Origin of the sequence: Metabacillus kandeliae, assembly GCF_021166585.1 — a bacterium.
GTDB classification, from domain to species: domain Bacteria; phylum Bacillota; class Bacilli; order Bacillales; family Bacillaceae; genus Metabacillus_B; species Metabacillus_B kandeliae.
This window is the reverse complement of sequence record NZ_JAJOZE010000006.1, coordinates 1-18,333: the sequence shown is the minus strand read 5'-3', so window position 1 is coordinate 18,333 and position 18,333 is coordinate 1. Positions and strand designations below refer to the sequence as shown.

Genomic DNA, 18,333 nt, shown 5'->3' with positions numbered 1-18,333 from the left:
GACAATGTTATTCGTTAGATACCCGTGCAATTTTGCCCTGCTCCAAATACACAAGCAATATGGAGACGTCTGCAGGGTTAACGCCTGAAATTCTGGAAGCCTGAGCAACAGACAGCGGGCGAACCTGCTTCAGTTTTTGTCTTGCTTCAGATGCTAAACTTGAAATTGCATCGTAGTCAATGTTTTCAGGGATTTTTTTGTTTTCCATTTTCTTCAGCTTCTCAACCTGCTGCAGGGATTTTTCAATGTATCCCTCATATTTAATCTGTATTTCAACCTGCTCGGCAACCTCTGCACTGATTTCTTCATCTGCAGGAGCAAGGAGCCTGATGTGGCTGTAATTCATTTCAGGACGCTTCATAAGATCGGAAGCCCTGATGCCGTCCTTCAATTCACTGCCGCCTGAAGACACAATCACTTCCTGCACTTCTTTTGACGGTTTTAAAATAGTAGAAAGAAGACGTGCTTTTTCATTTTCAACGGCTTCTTTTTTAACAAGGAACCTGTTATAGCGATCTTCTTTAATCATGCCGATTTTATGGCCGATTTCCGTTAAACGAAGATCAGCATTGTCATGGCGGAGAAGAAGACGGTATTCGGCTCTGGAAGTCAGCAAGCGATAAGGCTCGCTCGTTCCTTTTGTAACAAGATCATCAATCAGAACGCCGATGTAGGCATCAGAACGGGCAAGGATCAGTTCTTCTTTTCCTAAAGCTTTCAGGCCTGCGTTAATGCCTGCCATAATACCTTGTCCTGCTGCTTCTTCGTAGCCTGATGTTCCGTTAATTTGTCCAGCTGTGAACAGACCAGGCACCCGCTTCGTCTCAAGCGTCGGCCATAATTGTGTAGGAACGATCGCATCATATTCAATCGCATAGCCCGGACGCATCATTTGAACATTTTCAAGGCCGGGGATTGTGCTTAAAATGTCTTTCTGCACATCCTCCGGAAGACTTGTAGAGAGTCCCTGCACATATACTTCCTCAGTATTCCGGCCTTCTGGCTCAAGGAAAATCTGATGGCGGGGTTTGTCATTAAAACGCACCACTTTATCTTCAATAGAAGGACAGTAGCGCGGCCCTGTTCCTTTGATCATGCCTGAATACATAGGTGAACGGTGAAGGTTTGCATCAATGATTTTGTGGGTATCTTCACTCGTATAGGTCAGCCAGCATGGAAGCTGGTCTGTAATATATTTTGTTGTTTCATAGGAAAAAGCTCTTGGCTCTTCATCGCCAGGCTGAATTTCCGTTTTGCTGTAATCAATCGTTTTGCTGTCAACACGCGGAGGCGTTCCGGTTTTAAAGCGGACAAGGTCAAAGCCAAGCTCTTCCAAGTGTTCTGAAAGCGTAATGGATGGCTGCTGGTTGTTCGGACCGCTTGAATAAGAAAGCTCGCCAAGGATAATGCGGCCTCTTAAGAACGTACCTGTTGTCAGAACAACTGTATTGGACCGATATTCTGCACCAGTCAGTGTTGTAACACCTTTGCATACGCCGTCTTCCACGATCAAACGCTCTACCATTCCCTGCATTAAGGTCAGGTTCGGCTCGTTCTCCATCGTTTTTTTCATTTCATTCTGATAAAGGAATTTATCTGCCTGTGCCCTTAAGGCACGCACAGCAGGACCCTTCCCTGTATTCAGCATTCTCATTTGTATATGGGTTTTATCAATGTTTCTGCCCATTTCTCCGCCGAGCGCATCAATTTCGCGGACGACGATTCCTTTTGCAGGACCGCCGACTGACGGATTGCAAGGCATAAAAGCGACCATATCCAAGTTGATGGTCAGTACCAGTGTTTTCGCGCCAAGCCTTGCGGATGCAAGACCGGCCTCAACACCTGCATGGCCAGCACCTACCACTATCACATCATAACTTCCTGCGTGGTATGCCACTGCTGTTCCCTCCTAAATATATGTTATTTCCCAAGGCAAAACTGTGAAAATAATTGATCAATTAAACTCTCGTGCACAGAATCTCCAATAATCTCACCGAGAATTTCCCATGCGCGCGTCATATCTATTTGAACCATATCAATCGGAATATCCATTTCAATGCCGTTCAAAGCATCATCAATTGCTTTTTTCGCTTGCCGAATCAAGGCAATGTGCCGTGAATTTGAAACAAACGTTGCATCATCTGCCTGGATGCTTCCTGAAAAGAAAAGCGACTGAATCGCTTCCTCAAGCTTATCAATGCCTTCTTCCTCTTTAAGAGAAGTAGCCACAATCGGATTTCCGGCTGCAAGCATCTCTACTTTGCTCATCTCGAGCTTTTGCGGCAAGTCGGTCTTATTCGCAATCACGATAACATCCATGTCCTTCACAGCTTCAAAAAGATGCTCATCTTCTTTTGAGAGCTCTTCGCTTGAATTCAGCACAAGCAGAATGAGATCCGCCTCTTTCAGGACCTGACGGGATCTTTCAACACCGATCCGCTCTACAATGTCCTCTGTCTCGCGGATTCCTGCTGTATCAACAAGACGGAGAGGCACGCCTCTCACACTGACGTATTCTTCAATCACATCCCGTGTTGTACCAGGGATATCTGTCACAATCGCTTTCGCCTCATGCACAAGACTGTTTAAAAGTGATGACTTTCCAACGTTTGGTCTTCCAATAATAACAGTGGAAAGGCCTTCTCTTAATATTTTTCCCTGTTCAGCCGTTTGTAAAAGCTTTTCAAGCTCGTTTTTTACTTTAGAAGCCTTTTCAACCAGCATATGATGCGTCATTTCTTCCACATCATCATACTCAGGGTAATCTATATTTACTTCTACGTGAGCCAGCGTTTCAAGGATTTCCTGGCGAAGCGAGCGCACCAGCTTGGAAAGACGGCCTTCCATCTGGCCAAGAGCAACATTCATCGCTTTATCCGTTTTCGCCCTGATTAAATCCATGACACCTTCAGCCTGGGACAAATCAATTCGCCCATTCAAAAAGGCCCGCTTTGTAAACTCTCCAGGCTCTGCAAGGCGCGCGCCAGCATCCAGCGCAAGCTGCAGCACTTTATTCACTGAAACAATGCCGCCGTGGCAATTAATCTCCACCACATCTTCTCTCGTAAACGTCCGGGGGCCCTTCATCACAGAAACCATCACTTCCTCCACCGCACGGCCCGTGATCTCTTCCATGATATTTCCATAATGAATGGTATGGGATGGCACCTCTGAAAGCCTTTTGCCGCCAGGTCCTTTAAAAAGCCTGTCTGCAATCTGAAGTGCCTGATCCCCGCTCAAACGGACAATCGCAATGGCTCCCTCTCCCATCGGAGTGGAAATCGCCGCAATTGTATCAAATTCCATTCTGTTCACCTCACATCTTTAAAAAATTCTATCTATAGGAAAAGGATAATTAATTGAGGAGTCATCAAATTTTAAAGATACCATAACTAGTAGACAAAAGGAAGTTATTAAGAAGCAGAATTCTTATCCACAAACCAAGACAACAATTCGTCCCTATTTTATCTTATCCACATGTGAATAACAATATAATTACTAAAGCGCAGGCGGCTCGTTCAGCCCCGACAAGCGCTGGAGGAAAAACCAGAAAAGTCCGGGTTTGACTTTTTTGGTTTTTCTGAAGCGACTCGAGGGGCTAGCCGCCGGAGCTGGATGAGTAGAAAAGCGGAGCCGACTGGTTAGCCCCGACAAGCATAAGAGGATCAGCCGGGAGAAGGCGGTTTTCCCTTCTCCTGGATGAGCAGCTTATGACCTCGAGGGGCTAGGAGGCGGAGCTGGACAATTCGAAAAGCGCAGGCCCAAAAATCCGAAAAGTCTGTTCTTTGACTTTTTGGACTTTTGTGAAGTGACTCGAGGGGCTAGCGGCCGGAGCTGGACAATTCGAAAGCGCAAGGGGCTCGTTCAGACCCGACAAGCGCTGGAGGAAAAACCAGAAAAGTCCGGGTTTGACTTTTTGGTTTTTCTGAAGCGACTCGAGGGGCTAGCCGCCGGAGCTGGATGACTAGAAAAACGGAGCACGCTCAAATTACAAACAACATAATTAAGAGCGTTTCGAACCAGATCCACTCAGAACCAGCACATAAACCCTCCAACCCGCATCTGCTTCCTTAATCCCGCATATCAAAAGCAAAACCCGCAAGATCCAGAAAAAAGCTGCACTTAAATTTTCCAAACCCGCATATAAAAATCCAAAAGCCGCATATAAAACTTCAAAACCTGCAAATAAATGTTAAAAACCCGCATGTATCAGGCAAATTTTCCGCTTAAAACCTGGTCATTTTGCTTCCTGCCTAAAAAAAATGGCTGTTTTTAGGCGAAATTAACGCTAAACTGTCTTCTTTTCGTTAAATTTCTCCCTAAAAGCTCTCCAGCACGGCTCTTTATTATCTATAGGTCTTGAAGGTCCCGCCTCCCAGCACGGTTCTTCATTCACTATAGCTCTGCTGCTTTTCCCAATAAAAAAACCGCCGCTATAGCGTTCAGCGGCGGTTTACCGGGGAGATGACAAGGTGCCGTTTAGGCTCTTCTCCGACCGAGTAGGTTTTGATTTTTTTGTTTTTGACCAATGCGGCGTGGATGACTTTTCTTTCGTTGCTTGGCATTGGTTCGAGCTTGACGTCGTTTGCTGTTTTGATGGCTTGTTCTGCGAGGCGGTTGGCCAGCTGGATAAGGGTTTCTTCCCTGCGGGAGCGATAGCCCTCAGCATCGACTGTAACGTGCAGATAGTGATCTGAGCACTTGTTGGCAGCGAGCTGTGTCAAATACTGCAGGGCATTCAGCGTCTGGCCTCTTTTTCCGATCAGCGTGGCGATGCTGCTTCCTTCAATAGTGAAGGTGACTTCTCTGCCATCCTTCTTAACGGAAATGTCTGCTTCAACACCCATTTTCGCAATAACATCCTTCAGAAAAACGACAGTGTCTTTGACAGGATCTTTTTTCAATTTTACATGGACGATGGCGGGCTTTTGGCCGAATATGCCTAAAAAGCCCTTTTTGCCTTCGTCTATAATACGGATTTCTACATCGCTTTTTTCAGCGTTCAGATCTTTCAGTGCGGATTGTACTGCTTCATCGACGGTTAGTCCGGTAGCAGTTATCTCTTTCACTTTTTCTTTCCTCCTGCTTTTTGCAGTTTGGCATTCGGTGCTGGATCTGGGCTGGTTCTTAGCTTTGGTTTATTAATAATCAGCGTTTGAAGAATCATAAAGATGTTTCCGACTACCCAGTACAATGAAAGTGCCGCTGGGAAGTTAAGGGCAAAAATGATAATCATGATCGGCATGAGCCAAAGCATCATCGCCATTTGCGGATTTTGCTGGGCTGATCCGGCCATCATTAATTTTTGCTGAATAAAAGTGGCTACACCGGCTACTATCGGCAGGATGTAATATGGATCCTTATGGCCAAGGTCGAACCAGAGGAAGCTGTGTTCCGCAATCGCTCTTGTTCTCATAATTGCGTGGTAGAAGCCGATGAGGACCGGCATTTGGACAATTAATGGAAAGCATCCTGCAAGCGGGTTAACGCCGTGCTTTTGGAAAAGTTCCATCGTTTCTTTTTGCAGCTTCTGCTGAGTCTGCTGGTCTTTTGAGCTGTATTTCTCACGCAGCAATTTCATTTCCGGCTGAAGATCCTGCATTGCTTTTGAGCTTTTCAGCTGTTTAATCATTAATGGCAGGATGACGAGACGGACGAGGATGGTCACGATGATAATCGAGAGCCCATAGTCCCCTGTGAGATTCGCTACATAGATAATCAGCTGGGAAAGCGGATATACGATGTATTGATTCCAAAAACCAGTGCTTTTATCCGTTATCGGCTGGTTTACTTCCGTACAACCGGCAAGCAGGGACACTAGTCCGACAAGCATGATAAGCAAAAGAATTCGCTTTTTCAAACCTTATTTCCTCCTAACACATCAGTTTCATATAGTAAAAATTCATTTTCCATATGTATGGGCCTGGCATGCCGGGCCTTCTTTATTCTGTCTTCTATTCCGGCTAATAATTTATGGATAGACCAATTTAATGAACGGGTCTAAGAACCCGGATTTTTCTTTTTTTTGTGCATGCTTGTTTTTCTAAAAAGATGAAACAAGCTGCTTTTTACTTCTTCGTAACTCATTTCGGCCGCTGGTTTCCTAGCGATGACAATATAATCCCTGCCTGTTTGCAAGGATTCCTTTTCCTCCTGGAAAATCTGGCGGATCAGGCGTTTTACTCTGTTTCGGGTGACGGCATTTCCAATTTTTTTGCTGACTGAAAGCCCGAGGCGGAATTCCTTTTCCTCATGGTTGTCCAGCATATAAATGACAAATTGGCGGTTGGCCATCGATTTCCCTTTTTTAAACACTGCTTGAAAATCATCATTTTTTTTAATTCGATTTCTTTTTTTCATCTTCTCATCTCCGGTATCCCTGTTTCGCCTCGGCAAACAGGCTACTGGTTTACCCGCTGTTTCCAGGATGTCCATTCCAACTGTGATCCAGCTACAGTATTTCTTATTCCTCTTCCTTGTAAACGGGCATCCTGGCCTTAGCAGGACATGTAAAAAAAAGACCACTGACAGTTTTCAGTGGACTATGCGGATAATACTTTTCTTCCTTTACGGCGACGGCGAGCCAATACTTTGCGGCCGTTCGCTGAACTCATACGGCTGCGGAAACCGTGAACTTTGCTATGCTTGCGTTTATTTGGTTGATAAGTTCTTTTCATTATATGCACCTCCCTGAGGAATAGCTGTTTAAGACAGTCTTTTTGATTATAGAGAACAGTCATGCAAATTGTCAACTCTATAAAAATATTTCTTTTGGTAAAAATTTATTTCCCAGCGTGTTTTTCTGGCCTGTGGATATTTTTTCGCGCCGAAAAGTGTTATCCACACCCTTTATCGACAGGATTTTCACAAAATCTTCCCCTGTGGACAAGTTTTTTCGACAGGGTGTTCCTGGTGTGGATAAGTCAGAAGGATGTCTTGCAAGCCTTCAGTAAGTTTGATATTATATTTGTGTTTTCACTCTGAAAAAACCATGCTCTCCATTTGCTTATCCACAGATTGTGGATAAGGTGTGGAAAGATTGATAACACCCTGTGCTTTTAGTTGTCCACAGCCCGTGGATGTTGTCGAAAAGACGTTTTTCTACTATATTATATATTTTTCAACAATCAGCTGTAAACGTATATTTATACATAAGGGCATTTTGACTGTTATACAAACATTGTACAGCCCTCGGCAGCTGCTCTTTTCGTTCATTGAAACAACCGGGGAGAGACAGATAGAGAAAGAAATACTTGGATAAAGGAGGGGAAAAGACTGAATGGAAAACATCTCCGAGCTTTGGAGCAGAGCCCTTGGCCTAATTGAGAAAAAACTCAGCAAGCCAAGCTTCGACACATGGCTGAAATCTACCAAGGCACATGGACTGCAAGGCGATACACTAACAATCACGGCACCGAATGAATTTGCCCGAGACTGGCTTGAATCACGATACCTGCATTTAATCGCTCAGACAATCTATGATTTAACAGGGGAAGAGCTTGCAATTAAATTTGTTATCCCCGCCAATCAAAATGAGGATGAGATTCTCCCAAAAACACCAATCCGGCAGATGGAAAAAGAGGATGAGCAAATTGAGCTTCCTCAAAACATGCTCAACCCAAAGTACACATTTGACACGTTTGTCATTGGATCAGGCAACCGTTTTGCACATGCTGCATCGCTCGCTGTTGCGGAAGCACCGGCAAAAGCGTATAATCCGCTGTTTATCTACGGGGGAGTAGGGCTCGGAAAAACTCACCTTATGCATGCCATCGGGCATTATGTATTGGATCACAAACCATCAGCAAAGGTTGTCTATTTATCTTCCGAAAAGTTCACCAATGAATTTATCAATTCAATTCGTGACAATAAGGCCGTCGATTTTCGCAATAAATATCGAAGTGTCGACGTTCTGCTAATAGATGATATTCAGTTTCTTGCGGGGAAAGAACAGACCCAGGAGGAGTTTTTCCATACATTCAATACGCTGCATGAGGAAAGCAAGCAGATTGTAATTTCAAGCGACAGGCCGCCAAAGGAAATTCCTACACTTGAGGACAGGCTAAGATCCCGCTTTGAATGGGGACTTATTACAGACATAACACCGCCGGACCTGGAAACAAGAATTGCCATTCTGCGAAAAAAAGCAAAGGCTGAAGGACTTGATATCCCGAACGAAGTCATGCTTTACATCGCCAATCAAATCGACAGCAATATTAGAGAACTTGAGGGTGCACTTATTCGCGTTGTTGCTTATTCATCTCTTATTAATAAAGACATTAACGCCGATTTGGCTGCTGAAGCGCTGAAGGATATTATTCCAAGCTCTAAGCCGCGAATCGTTACCATACATGATATTCAAAAAACCGTAGGACAGCATTATCAGATTAAGCTTGAGGATTTCAAAGCGAAGAAGCGGACTAAGTCTGTTGCCTTTCCCCGTCAGATCGCCATGTATCTTTCACGGGAGCTGACAGATTCCTCCTTGCCGAAAATCGGGGAAGAATTCGGGGGCAGAGACCATACGACAGTCATTCATGCTCATGAAAAAATCAGCAAATTGCTGCAGTCGGATGATCTATTAAAAAGACAAATTAAAGAAATTCAGGAAATGCTAAAAAGCTAGCACCCTGAATTCTGTGTATAAACCAGTTAAAGCTGTGCACAGTCTATCCACATGTTGATAGACTGTGTTTCCTTTCTTTTTTAGAGTTATCCACATAATCACAGGCCCTACTATTACTACTACTATTTTTCTTTAAAAAAATAATAAATAAGCGTGATAGAAAATGCCCTTCGCATTACAAGGAGGTACCAAGATGAAATTTGTCATTCAAAGAGATAAACTTGCTGGAAGTGTACAGGATGTAATGAAAGCTGTTTCTTCCAGAACTACGATTCCGATTTTAACAGGCATCAAAATGGTTGCTTCGGAAGAAGGCGTTACATTAACAGGAAGTGATTCTGATATTTCGATCGAATCCTTTATCCCTGCTGAGGAAGACGGAAAAGAAAACGTTGAGGTCATCACACCTGGCAGCATTGTTCTTCAAGCAAGATTTTTCAGTGAAATTGTGAAAAAGCTGCCGATGGACGCTGTCGAAATAACGGTGGAAAATCACCTGAATGCTGTGATCCGTTCCGGTAAAGCAGAATTCAATTTGAACGGGCTGGATGCTGAAGAATATCCGCAATTGCCTCAAATTGAAGAAAATAATGTTTTCAGGATTCCGACGGATCTATTAAAAACAATGATCAGACAAACGGTCTTTGCAGTATCGGCATCTGAAACAAGACCAATTCTGACAGGGGTAAACTGGAGACTGGAAAACGGCGAGCTGATATGCGTAGCCACTGACAGCCACCGCCTCGGTATGAGAAAAGCACCTGTTGAATCTGACGCTGCTTCTGCTCACAATGTTGTTATTCCGGGCAAAAGCCTGAATGAACTGAACAAGCTTCTTGATGACAGCAATGAACTGGTCGATATTGTTGTGACAGAAAACCAAGTATTATTTAAAACGCGAAATCTTCTCTTTTTCTCAAGGCTGCTTGATGGAAATTATCCTGATACATCAAGACTGATCCCGAATGAAAGCAAAACGGTCATCAACATTGCCACAAGGGATTTCCTTCAGGCAATTGACAGGGCTTCTCTCCTTGCAAGAGAAGGAAGAAACAACGTCGTGAAATTCTCAACTCTTCCTGGAGGCATGGTAGAAATTTCTTCTAACTCTCCTGAGATCGGAAAAGTACTTGAGGAAGTTCAGACACAAAGCACAGAAGGCGAAGAATTGAAAATCTCCTTCAGTGCAAAATATGTGATGGATGCTTTAAAGGCAGTGGAAGGCACTGAAATCACAGTTAGCTTTACAGGTGCGATGCGCCCGTTCGTCATCACAATTCCGGAGGATGATTCCATCCTTCAGCTGATCCTGCCTGTAAGAACGTATTAATAGCATGAAATAATCTGATACAATGAAAGCTACTAGACTGAATGCTAGTAGCTTTCTTCACTATCCACATGTGGATAACTTTTTTAGTGGACAAAAGGAGGCAAATTCAGATGGCAAACGGCCAGAAAGTCAAAATCGATACGGAATTTATTACATTAGGACAATTTTTAAAACATGCCGATATCATTCAATCAGGCGGTATGGCAAAATGGTTCTTAGCCGAGCATGAAATTTATGTAAATGATGAAGCAGAAAACCGGAGAGGAAAAAAACTCCGCGAAAATGATGTCATTGAGATAAAAGAGATCGGCAAATTTACAATAGCCAGATAAAAGGCCAAAAGAAGTTGGTGTCATTTTGCATATTACAGATCTGGAATTAAAAAATTATAGAAATTATACAGAACTGGCTGTTTCTTTTGACAATAAAGTCAATGTGATCCTCGGTGAGAATGCACAGGGAAAGACCAACCTGATGGAAGCCATTTACGTGCTGGCCATGGCGAAATCACACCGCACCTCAAATGATAAAGATCTTATCCGCTGGGATGAAGAGTATGCTAAAATAGAGGGAAGGGTGGTAAAACACAACGGTTCGATCCCCATTCAGCTTGTTCTTTCCAAAAAGGGCAAAAAAGCAAAAGTTAATCATATTGAACAGAAAAAACTCAGCCAGTACATCGGTGCGGTAAATGTCATCATGTTTGCGCCTGAAGACCTGAATCTTGTCAAAGGAAACCCTCAGGTCCGCAGACGCTTTATTGACATGGAAATTGGACAGGTATCGGCTGTCTATTTGCATGAGCTCAGCCAGTATCAAAAAATGCTCCAGCAGCGCAACCATTATTTAAAACAGCTTCAAACAAAGCGCCAAAGCGACAGGACCATGCTGGAAGTGCTGACAGTGCAGCTCAGCGATATGGCGTCAAGACTGGTGCTGAGGAGGAAGGCTTTCATCACACAGCTTGAAAAATGGGCGCAGCCGATCCATTCCGGAATATCCAGAGGGCTGGAAGAGCTGAAAATAGAATATAAAACTGGCATAGAGGTATCAGAAGAACCGGTTTTGTCGAAAATGAATGAAGAATATCTTGAAAAGTTTGATAAACTCAAAGAGAGGGAAATCGAACGCGGCGTTACCCTCGCCGGACCCCACCGCGATGATCTGGTTTTTTATGTGAATGGCAGGGATGTTCAGACATTCGGTTCACAGGGGCAGCAGCGGACCACCGCACTGTCTTTGAAGCTCGCAGAGATTGAACTGATCAAAGAAGAGATCGGGGAATACCCCATACTGCTTCTTGATGATGTGTTATCAGAGCTTGACGATTACCGGCAGTCCCACCTTCTAAACACCATTCAGGGAAAGGTTCAAACCTTTGTGACCACAACAAGCGTGGAAGGCATTGACCATGAAACCCTGAAGCAGGCTGCAACGTACCATATTGCGGCAGGTGCCCTTGAAGCTTAAAAAATGAGGTGAAGCTGTGTACATACATTTAGGGGATAATTTCGTTGTTCCATCAAAGGAAGTCGTGATGATTCTGGATTATTCGACATCTAAATCCTCACCGATCATTACGGAGTTTCTAGAAAAACAAGATGCCGAAATGAATGGGATTTCAGGAATGGATACGAAATCCATCGTTGTAACAGTCGATAAAATCTATTTTTCTTCACTGGCATCAGGGACTTTGAAAAAAAGAGCGCAAACAGCTTTTGATATAGATTTTCAAACCGGTAAATAGCACCCGGTTTATAGCTGCTTTAGAAAAGTGTAGGTGAAAATATTGGCTATGGAACCAAATAAAGTAGAACAGCAAGCATACGACGAGAATCAGATACAGGTGCTGGAAGGCCTTGAAGCCGTCCGCAAAAGACCTGGTATGTATATCGGTTCAACAAGCGGAAGAGGTTTGCATCATCTTGTCTGGGAGATTGTTGATAACAGTATAGATGAGGCTCTTGCAGGCTTTGCTGATGAGATCAATGTGACGATTGAAGAAGATAACAGCATCACAGTAAAAGATAATGGCCGGGGTATTCCAACCGGTATTCATAAGAAAATGGGAAGGCCGACAGTTGAGGTCATTATGACCGTTCTCCATGCAGGAGGAAAATTTGGCGGCGGCGGATACAAGGTTTCCGGCGGTCTTCACGGGGTAGGGGCTTCTGTTGTTAATGCCCTTTCCAAAGTACTTGAAGTATGGGTTCACAGAGATGGGAAAATCCATCATCAGAAATTTGAGCGCGGTGTTCCAGCAGGTGATCTGGAAGTTATCGGAGATACCGAAGTAACAGGAACGATTACGCACTTTAAGCCAGACTCTGAAATTTTCACAGAAACCACAGAGTACGACTACGAGACCCTTTCCACGAGAATCAGAGAGCTTGCCTTCCTGAACCGCAATATTAAAATTACGATTGAGGACAAAAGGGAGCATAAGCGGAAGAACGAATATCACTACGAAGGCGGAATCAAATCCTATGTGGAATATTTGAACCGCACGCGTGAAGTGATTCATGAAGAGCCTGTCTTTATTGAGGCGGAAAGAGACGGCATTACCGTTGAAATTGCCCTGCAATATAATGACAGCTATACAAGCAGCATTTATTCCTTTGCGAATAACATCCATACGTATGAAGGCGGTACGCATGAACAGGGCTTTAAAACGGCTCTCACCCGCGTCATCAATGATTATGCCCGCAAAAATAATATTTTCAAAGATGCTGATGCCAACCTGTCAGGGGACGATGTGCGCGAAGGCTTAACAGCCATTGTTTCCATTAAGCATCCTGATCCGCAATTTGAAGGCCAGACGAAAACGAAGCTTGGAAACTCAGAAGCGAGAACGATCACAGATAATCTGTTTGACGAGGCATTTGAGAAATTCCTTTACGAAAATCCGCCTGTAGCCAAGAAAATTGTAGAAAAAGGTTTAATGGCAGCACGGGCCAGGATGGCCGCGAAAAAGGCAAGAGAGTTAACCCGCCGCAAAAGTGCTCTTGAAGTTTCCAACCTGCCGGGTAAACTTGCGGACTGTTCTTCCAAAGATCCGTCCATCAGCGAACTGTATGTCGTTGAGGGAGATTCAGCGGGAGGATCTGCCAAGCAGGGACGCGACCGACATTTCCAGGCGATCTTGCCTCTTAGAGGAAAAATCATCAACGTGGAAAAAGCGCGCCTTGATAAAATTCTTTCCAACAATGAGGTAAGAGCGATTATCACCGCGCTCGGTACAGGGGTTGCAGAGGATTTCGATATTGCTAAAGCCCGCTACCATAAAATTGTGATTATGACAGATGCGGATGTAGACGGCGCCCACATTCGGACACTGCTTCTCACCTTCTTCTACAGATACATGAGAGGGATCATCGAAAAAGGCTATGTCTATATTGCCCAGCCGCCTCTTTATAAAGTGCAGCAAGGCAAGCGCATTGAATATGCCTACAATGACAGAGAGATGGAGAAGCTGATGGCTGAACTTCCTGAGCAGCCGAAGCCAGGCATTCAGCGGTACAAGGGTCTCGGAGAAATGAACCCTGAACAGCTGTGGGAAACAACAATGGATCCTGAAACAAGAACCCTTTTGCAGGTAAACTTGGAGGATGCCATTGAAGCCGATGAAACATTTGATATTCTAATGGGCGATAAAGTAGAACCAAGAAGAAACTTCATTGAAGAAAATGCCCGCTATGTAAAAAACCTGGATATTTAAATATTGAAAAGTCTGAAGCAGAAAGCTGTTTCAGGCTTTTTTGTTTTTTCTTCAAAGCATTTGCTTTAATTATTTCATGACGGGACATCTGCCTATACCTTGAAAAAGCCCCCAAGCATATCTATACAAGTGTAGAGATATCAGGTATGAGGAGGGGAAAAAATGCAAAATCAATCTATAGAGACAGAAGAGCGCTTTGGACGAATTGGACGGTTCGGCCGTCCGGGGTTTGGATTTGGAAGACCAGGATTTGGCTTTGGCAGACCGGGGTTTGGTTTCGGAAGACCAGGATTTGGATTTGGCCGCCCGGGATTCGGTTTTGGTCCAGGATTCGGCTATGGCTTCGGCAGACCGTTCGGATTTGGATATGGGTTCGGATTTCCGTTTCTTGGAGGACTGGCAGCAGGGGCGCTTTTGTCTGCACCATTTTACGGCTATCCGTATTATGGTTATGGTTATGGCTATCCCTACTATGGCTACCCATATTATTACTGAAAAAACAGCTCAGAGCTGCACGCACCCGTCCTTTTCGGGTGTTTTTTATTTTTTCCCGTGCGTACAGCGTGCTTTTGCAGGAATTTAGGGAATAGGCGTGTATTAAGCCCTGATTATTGCTATAATGGAGAATATGGCCTAATCCATACATAATCCAATCTTTTGATTGTTCAATAAACGGAGATAGTGACAAAATTCTAACTCCCATCCTAACTTAGGGGAGGTTAAACCCATGGATGAAAATAAAAAGCCTCAAGTAAAAGAAGTAAATATAAGCCAGGAAATGCGTTCTTCTTTCTTGGATTATGCGATGAGCGTTATCGTATCCCGTGCACTTCCGGATGTCCGTGACGGCTTAAAGCCTGTTCACCGCCGTGTGCTCTACGCAATGAATGACCTTGGCATGACAAGTGACAAGGCACATAAAAAATCAGCCCGTATCGTCGGGGAAGTTATCGGTAAATATCACCCGCATGGTGATTCATCCGTTTACGAAACAATGGTGCGCATGGCACAGGACTTTAACTATCGCCACATGCTTGTAGACGGCCACGGAAACTTCGGATCCATCGATGGCGATGCTGCTGCTGCGATGCGTTACACTGAAGCAAGAATGTCCAAAATTGCGATGGAGCTTCTCCGCGATATTAATAAAGATACGATCGACTATCAGGATAACTATGACGGTTCAGAAAAAGAACCAATTGTTCTTCCTTCCCGCTTTCCCAATCTGCTTGTAAACGGTGCTACAGGCATTGCGGTTGGGATGGCTACAAACATTCCTCCTCATTCTCTTGGTGAAATTATTGACGGTGTTCTTGCGGTCAGCAAGGATGAAGAAATTTCAACAGCAGAATTAATGGAAATTGTTCATGGCCCGGATTTCCCGACAGGCGGACAAATTATCGGAAGAAGCGGCATCAGGAAGGCATATGAAACCGGCAGAGGCTCTATTACAGTCAGAGCGAAAGTAGAGATTGAAGAAACCTCTACAGGAAAGCAGGTTATCATTGTTTCGGAATTGCCTTACCAGGTAAACAAAGCAAGACTGATTGAAAAAATTGCCGAGCTTGTCCGCGATAAGCGGATTGAAGGCATTACAGACCTCAGGGATGAATCAGACCGTAACGGGATGAGAATCTACATTGAGGTTCGAAAAGACGCCAATGCAAATGTTCTTTTAAATAATCTCTATAAACAGACGGCTCTTCAAACAAGCTTCGGCATCAATATGCTGGCGCTCGTTGACGGCCACCCGCGGGTTCTGTCGCTGAAGCAGGCACTTGTTCATTACCTTGACCACCAAAAGGTTGTCATACGCCGCCGGACAGCTTTCGAGCTCAGAAAAGCCGAAGCAAGAGCACATATTTTAGAAGGGTTAAGAATTGCACTTGATCACCTTGATGAAGTCATTGCCTTGATCCGCAGCTCTCAAACAACTGAGATTGCCAGGACAGGCTTGATGGAGCAGTTCTCCCTGTCTGATAAGCAGGCTCAGGCCATTCTGGACATGCGCCTTCAGCGTTTAACAGGATTGGAAAGAGAAAAAATTGAAGAAGAATTCCAAAACCTTGTTAAGCTGATTGCAGAGTTAAAAGCGATTTTGGCTAACGAGGAAAAAGTACTGGAAATCATCAGAGAAGAGCTCAATGAAATTAAAGAGCGCTTTGATGATGGACGCCGCACGGAAATTATCGCGGGCGGAGCGGAGATTATCGAAGATGAAGACCTGATTCCACAGGAAAACATCATATTGACGCTGACCCATAACGGATACATTAAGCGTCTGCCGCTTTCCACATACAGAAGCCAAAAGCGGGGCGGCCGCGGAATTCAGGGAATGGGAACAAATGAAGACGACTTTGTTGAGCATCTCCTTACAACGTCCACTCATGATACAATTCTTTACTTCTCCAACAAAGGAAAAGTATACCGGACAAAAGGATATGAAATCCCTGAATACGGCAGAACAGCTAAGGGCCTTCCGATCGTTAACCTTCTGGAAGTGGAAAAAGGCGAATGGATCAATGCTATTATTCCAGTATCTGAATTTGCGGATGACTGGTACCTGTTCTTTACTACTAAAACAGGGATATCAAAACGGACGCGCTTGTCTCAATTTGCCAACATCCGCAACAGCGGACTAATTGCCGTTAATCTGAGGGAAGAAGATGAGCTCATTTCTGTTAAAATGACAGACGGATCCAAAGAGATCATCATCGGAACAAAGAATGGCATGCTGATCCGTTTCCCTGAAAAGGATGTAAGGCCGATGGGCCGGACTGCAACAGGCGTAAAAGGCATTACGCTTGATTCAGAGGATGAAGTTGTGGGGATGGAAATACTCGAAGAAAACACCGAGATTCTGACTGTAACGAAAAACGGCTTCGGAAAAAGAACGCCTTCTGACGAATACCGCATTCAAAGCCGCGGAGGAAAAGGAATCAAAACCTGCAACATCACGGAGAAAAACGGTACAGTTGTATCAGTCAAAGCGACAGCCGGCGAGGAAGATCTTATGCTGATCACCGCCTCAGGCGTACTGATCCGGATGGGTATTGAAGGAATTTCTTCCCTTGGCAGAAATACGCAGGGTGTTAAGCTTATCAAACTAGGTGATAGCGAACACGTTGCGACAATAGCTGTAGTAGAAAAAGAAGAAGTGATCGAAGAAGAAATAGAAGAGGCTGCTGAGGCTAACATCGAGAATGCTCCAGAGCCGCCAATTATAGAAGCAGACGAAGAATAATAAGAGGTGCAGCATTTGCTGCACCTTTTTTTATGGCCTCATCTTGAAAATTTTTACTGAAATCTATCTTGAAAGAATGACAAAATTCTCCTTATTCCATGTATAATATAGGTAAAATGACACGAACATGGGGAAGAGGTACAAGAATGAAAGTTGCTGTACATGAGCTTGAAAGCGGATATGTGCTAACGGAAGACGTTATGCTGCACTCGAAATATCCGCTGATGGGAAAAAATACAGTTCTCACAAAAGAGCTGATCGAAGTCCTGAAAGCCTTTCTGATCAGCGAAGTGCACGCTGAAGGGATTCAGAACGGCAAATGGGAAGCATCTGATAATACCAAAGCAAATAGACTTGAAAACAATACAAATAACCAATTTGCTGAAAAATACCAGCAAGCTGTAAACAGCTTCAAGAAACTGTATACAGGCTGGCAGTCAGGTGCCATTGTTGATATCGCGAAGGTAAGGAATTTAATTCTTCCGCTTGTTGAAGAAGGCCTCCAGCATCCGGAAGAGATTTTTAAAACGCCTTACTATGCTAACGTAAAAGAGTATATTTATCATCACTGCGTTTCCGTTGCCCTCCTAAGTGCCTTCCTTGCATCAAGGCTGAACATGCCCCAAGGAGAAATCAACCAAATTTCCATTACAGGTCTGCTATTGGATTCAGGCATGGCAAAAATGGAACCAACGATTCTATGGAAGAAGCTTGCGCTGACGGATAAGGAATTTGCGGAAATCAAACAGCACTCTGTGATGAGCTATAAGATGATCAAAGACTTGACGGCTATTAAAGAAGGCGTAAAGCTCGGAGTGCTGCAGCATCATGAGCGGCTGGACGGGAGCGGCTATCCTCTTGGAGCGAAAGGAGAACAGCTGCATCCATACGGGAAAATTGCCGCAGTAGCTGATACCTACCAGGCAATGGTATGCGACAGGCCATACCGTCCTAAAATGTCGCCGTTTAAAGTGCTGGAACATATCAGACAGGACTACTTCGGCAAATTTGATCTTAGTATTACAAGCGTTCTGACTAAAGCTATTGTGAAAACTTCCAACGGCGCAAAAGTAAGACTGTCAGACGGCCGCTATGCAGAAGTCGTCTTCGTGGAGCAGAATTACCCTACCAGGCCGATGGTCAAGCTGATTGATACAAATGAAATCATAGCTTTAACAGCTAGAAAAGACATGCATATAGAAGAAATTATATAGATATAAACATTTTTTTAAAAAGAGAGGAAAACCTCTCTTTTTTCTATTGTCAGATTAAATAAAGCCTGCTATAATCATTTAAGTCAGCTTTTGAGAAACCAAAACAGCGAAAAAACAAACTAAAAAAAGTGTTGACTTTCGCTAGGCTGATGATATATAATAAAATAGTTACTCCTAAGAGAGTGACAGAATTTTAAAAGT

Annotated in this window: 15 protein-coding genes; 9 read left to right on the top strand and 6 right to left on the bottom strand. The window is 44.0% G+C overall.

Annotation, left to right across the window (positions count from 1 at the left end; translation table 11 throughout):
* Positions 1 to 7: 7 nt before the first annotated feature.
* The 6 genes from mnmG to rpmH all read right to left on the bottom strand — a co-directional run bounded on the left by mnmG (position 8) and on the right by rpmH (position 6,677).
* On the bottom strand, positions 8 to 1,897 hold the full coding sequence (gene mnmG / locus LRR81_RS13645; RefSeq protein WP_231789936.1) for a tRNA uridine-5-carboxymethylaminomethyl(34) synthesis enzyme MnmG: 1,890 nt from the start codon (positions 1,895 to 1,897) through the stop codon (positions 8 to 10).
* A 23-nt stretch (positions 1,898 to 1,920) separates the two neighbouring features.
* Positions 1,921 to 3,306 (bottom strand): tRNA uridine-5-carboxymethylaminomethyl(34) synthesis GTPase MnmE, encoded by a 1,386-nt coding sequence (mnmE, locus tag LRR81_RS13640; RefSeq protein ID WP_231789935.1) that lies wholly within the window; start codon positions 3,304 to 3,306, stop codon positions 1,921 to 1,923.
* Between the two features lie 1,136 nt (positions 3,307 to 4,442).
* Positions 4,443 to 5,069 (bottom strand): RNA-binding cell elongation regulator Jag/EloR, encoded by a 627-nt coding sequence (gene jag, locus LRR81_RS13635; protein WP_231789934.1) that lies wholly within the window; start codon positions 5,067 to 5,069, stop codon positions 4,443 to 4,445.
* On the bottom strand, positions 5,066 to 5,833 hold the full coding sequence (gene spoIIIJ / locus LRR81_RS13630) for a YidC family membrane integrase SpoIIIJ (RefSeq protein ID WP_231790084.1): 768 nt from the start codon (positions 5,831 to 5,833) through the stop codon (positions 5,066 to 5,068). Before spoIIIJ ends, jag begins: the two co-directional genes overlap by 4 nt.
* 167 nt (positions 5,834 to 6,000) lie before the next feature.
* Positions 6,001 to 6,360 carry a ribonuclease P protein component gene (gene rnpA, locus LRR81_RS13625; protein WP_231789933.1) on the bottom strand — a complete coding sequence of 120 codons (360 nt, stop codon included), beginning with the start codon at positions 6,358 to 6,360 and terminating at the stop codon, positions 6,001 to 6,003.
* A gap of 182 nt (positions 6,361 to 6,542) precedes the next feature.
* Positions 6,543 to 6,677, bottom strand: a complete 135-nt coding sequence (rpmH, locus tag LRR81_RS13620) for a 50S ribosomal protein L34 (protein WP_066059809.1) — start codon at positions 6,675 to 6,677, stop codon at positions 6,543 to 6,545.
* Positions 6,678 to 7,279: 602 nt separating this feature from the next.
* On the opposite strand from rpmH, the gene dnaA reads away from it, so the two are divergent.
* The 9 genes from dnaA to LRR81_RS13575 all read left to right on the top strand — a co-directional run bounded on the left by dnaA (position 7,280) and on the right by LRR81_RS13575 (position 18,132).
* The gene (gene dnaA, locus LRR81_RS13615; RefSeq protein ID WP_231789932.1) at positions 7,280 to 8,626 is read left to right on the top strand and encodes a chromosomal replication initiator protein DnaA; all 1,347 of its coding nucleotides are present in this window, start codon (positions 7,280 to 7,282) and stop codon (positions 8,624 to 8,626) included.
* A 193-nt stretch (positions 8,627 to 8,819) separates the two neighbouring features.
* On the top strand, positions 8,820 to 9,956 hold the full coding sequence (gene dnaN, locus LRR81_RS13610) for a DNA polymerase III subunit beta (RefSeq protein WP_231789931.1): 1,137 nt from the start codon (positions 8,820 to 8,822) through the stop codon (positions 9,954 to 9,956).
* 110 nt (positions 9,957 to 10,066) lie between these two features.
* A complete protein-coding gene (gene yaaA / locus LRR81_RS13605) occupies positions 10,067 to 10,288 on the top strand; it encodes a S4 domain-containing protein YaaA (RefSeq protein ID WP_231789930.1) in 222 nt (73 codons plus the stop codon).
* 25 nt (positions 10,289 to 10,313) lie between these two features.
* Complete coding sequence (recF, locus tag LRR81_RS13600) at positions 10,314 to 11,426, top strand: DNA replication/repair protein RecF (protein ID WP_231789929.1); 1,113 nt, start codon at positions 10,314 to 10,316, stop codon at positions 11,424 to 11,426.
* A gap of 16 nt (positions 11,427 to 11,442) precedes the next feature.
* Positions 11,443 to 11,703 carry an extracellular matrix regulator RemB gene (remB, locus tag LRR81_RS13595; protein ID WP_231789928.1) on the top strand — a complete coding sequence of 87 codons (261 nt, stop codon included), beginning with the start codon at positions 11,443 to 11,445 and terminating at the stop codon, positions 11,701 to 11,703.
* Between the two features lie 48 nt (positions 11,704 to 11,751).
* Positions 11,752 to 13,674: a DNA topoisomerase (ATP-hydrolyzing) subunit B gene (gene gyrB / locus LRR81_RS13590; RefSeq protein ID WP_231789927.1), complete on the top strand. Its 1,923-nt coding sequence runs from the start codon at positions 11,752 to 11,754 to the stop codon at positions 13,672 to 13,674.
* A gap of 162 nt (positions 13,675 to 13,836) precedes the next feature.
* Complete coding sequence (locus tag LRR81_RS13585; protein ID WP_231789926.1) at positions 13,837 to 14,169, top strand: hypothetical protein; 333 nt, start codon at positions 13,837 to 13,839, stop codon at positions 14,167 to 14,169.
* A gap of 232 nt (positions 14,170 to 14,401) precedes the next feature.
* On the top strand, positions 14,402 to 16,918 hold the full coding sequence (gene gyrA / locus LRR81_RS13580) for a DNA gyrase subunit A (RefSeq protein ID WP_231789925.1): 2,517 nt from the start codon (positions 14,402 to 14,404) through the stop codon (positions 16,916 to 16,918).
* 146 nt (positions 16,919 to 17,064) lie between these two features.
* The gene (locus tag LRR81_RS13575; protein ID WP_231789924.1) at positions 17,065 to 18,132 is read left to right on the top strand and encodes an HD-GYP domain-containing protein; all 1,068 of its coding nucleotides are present in this window, start codon (positions 17,065 to 17,067) and stop codon (positions 18,130 to 18,132) included.
* Positions 18,133 to 18,333 lie beyond the last annotated feature (201 nt).

What these genes read in the sequence shown, in the direction of transcription:
- mnmE (WP_231789935.1), bottom strand. Translation starts at nt 3,306, where the DNA reads ATGGAATTTGATACAATTGCGGCGATTTCCACTCCGATGGGAGAGGGA.
- gyrA (WP_231789925.1), top strand. Translation starts at nt 14,402, where the DNA reads ATGGATGAAAATAAAAAGCCTCAAGTAAAAGAAGTAAATATAAGCCAG.
- spoIIIJ (WP_231790084.1), bottom strand. Translation starts at nt 5,833, where the DNA reads ATGCTTGTCGGACTAGTGTCCCTGCTTGCCGGTTGTACGGAAGTAAAC.
- dnaA (WP_231789932.1), top strand. Translation starts at nt 7,280, where the DNA reads ATGGAAAACATCTCCGAGCTTTGGAGCAGAGCCCTTGGCCTAATTGAG.
- rnpA (WP_231789933.1), bottom strand. Translation starts at nt 6,360, where the DNA reads ATGAAAAAAAGAAATCGAATTAAAAAAAATGATGATTTTCAAGCAGTG.
- LRR81_RS13575 (WP_231789924.1), top strand. Translation starts at nt 17,065, where the DNA reads ATGAAAGTTGCTGTACATGAGCTTGAAAGCGGATATGTGCTAACGGAA.
- gyrB (WP_231789927.1), top strand. Translation starts at nt 11,752, where the DNA reads ATGGAACCAAATAAAGTAGAACAGCAAGCATACGACGAGAATCAGATA.
- rpmH (WP_066059809.1), bottom strand. Translation starts at nt 6,677, where the DNA reads ATGAAAAGAACTTATCAACCAAATAAACGCAAGCATAGCAAAGTTCAC.
- LRR81_RS13585 (WP_231789926.1), top strand. Translation starts at nt 13,837, where the DNA reads ATGCAAAATCAATCTATAGAGACAGAAGAGCGCTTTGGACGAATTGGA.
- yaaA (WP_231789930.1), top strand. Translation starts at nt 10,067, where the DNA reads ATGGCAAACGGCCAGAAAGTCAAAATCGATACGGAATTTATTACATTA.
- dnaN (WP_231789931.1), top strand. Translation starts at nt 8,820, where the DNA reads ATGAAATTTGTCATTCAAAGAGATAAACTTGCTGGAAGTGTACAGGAT.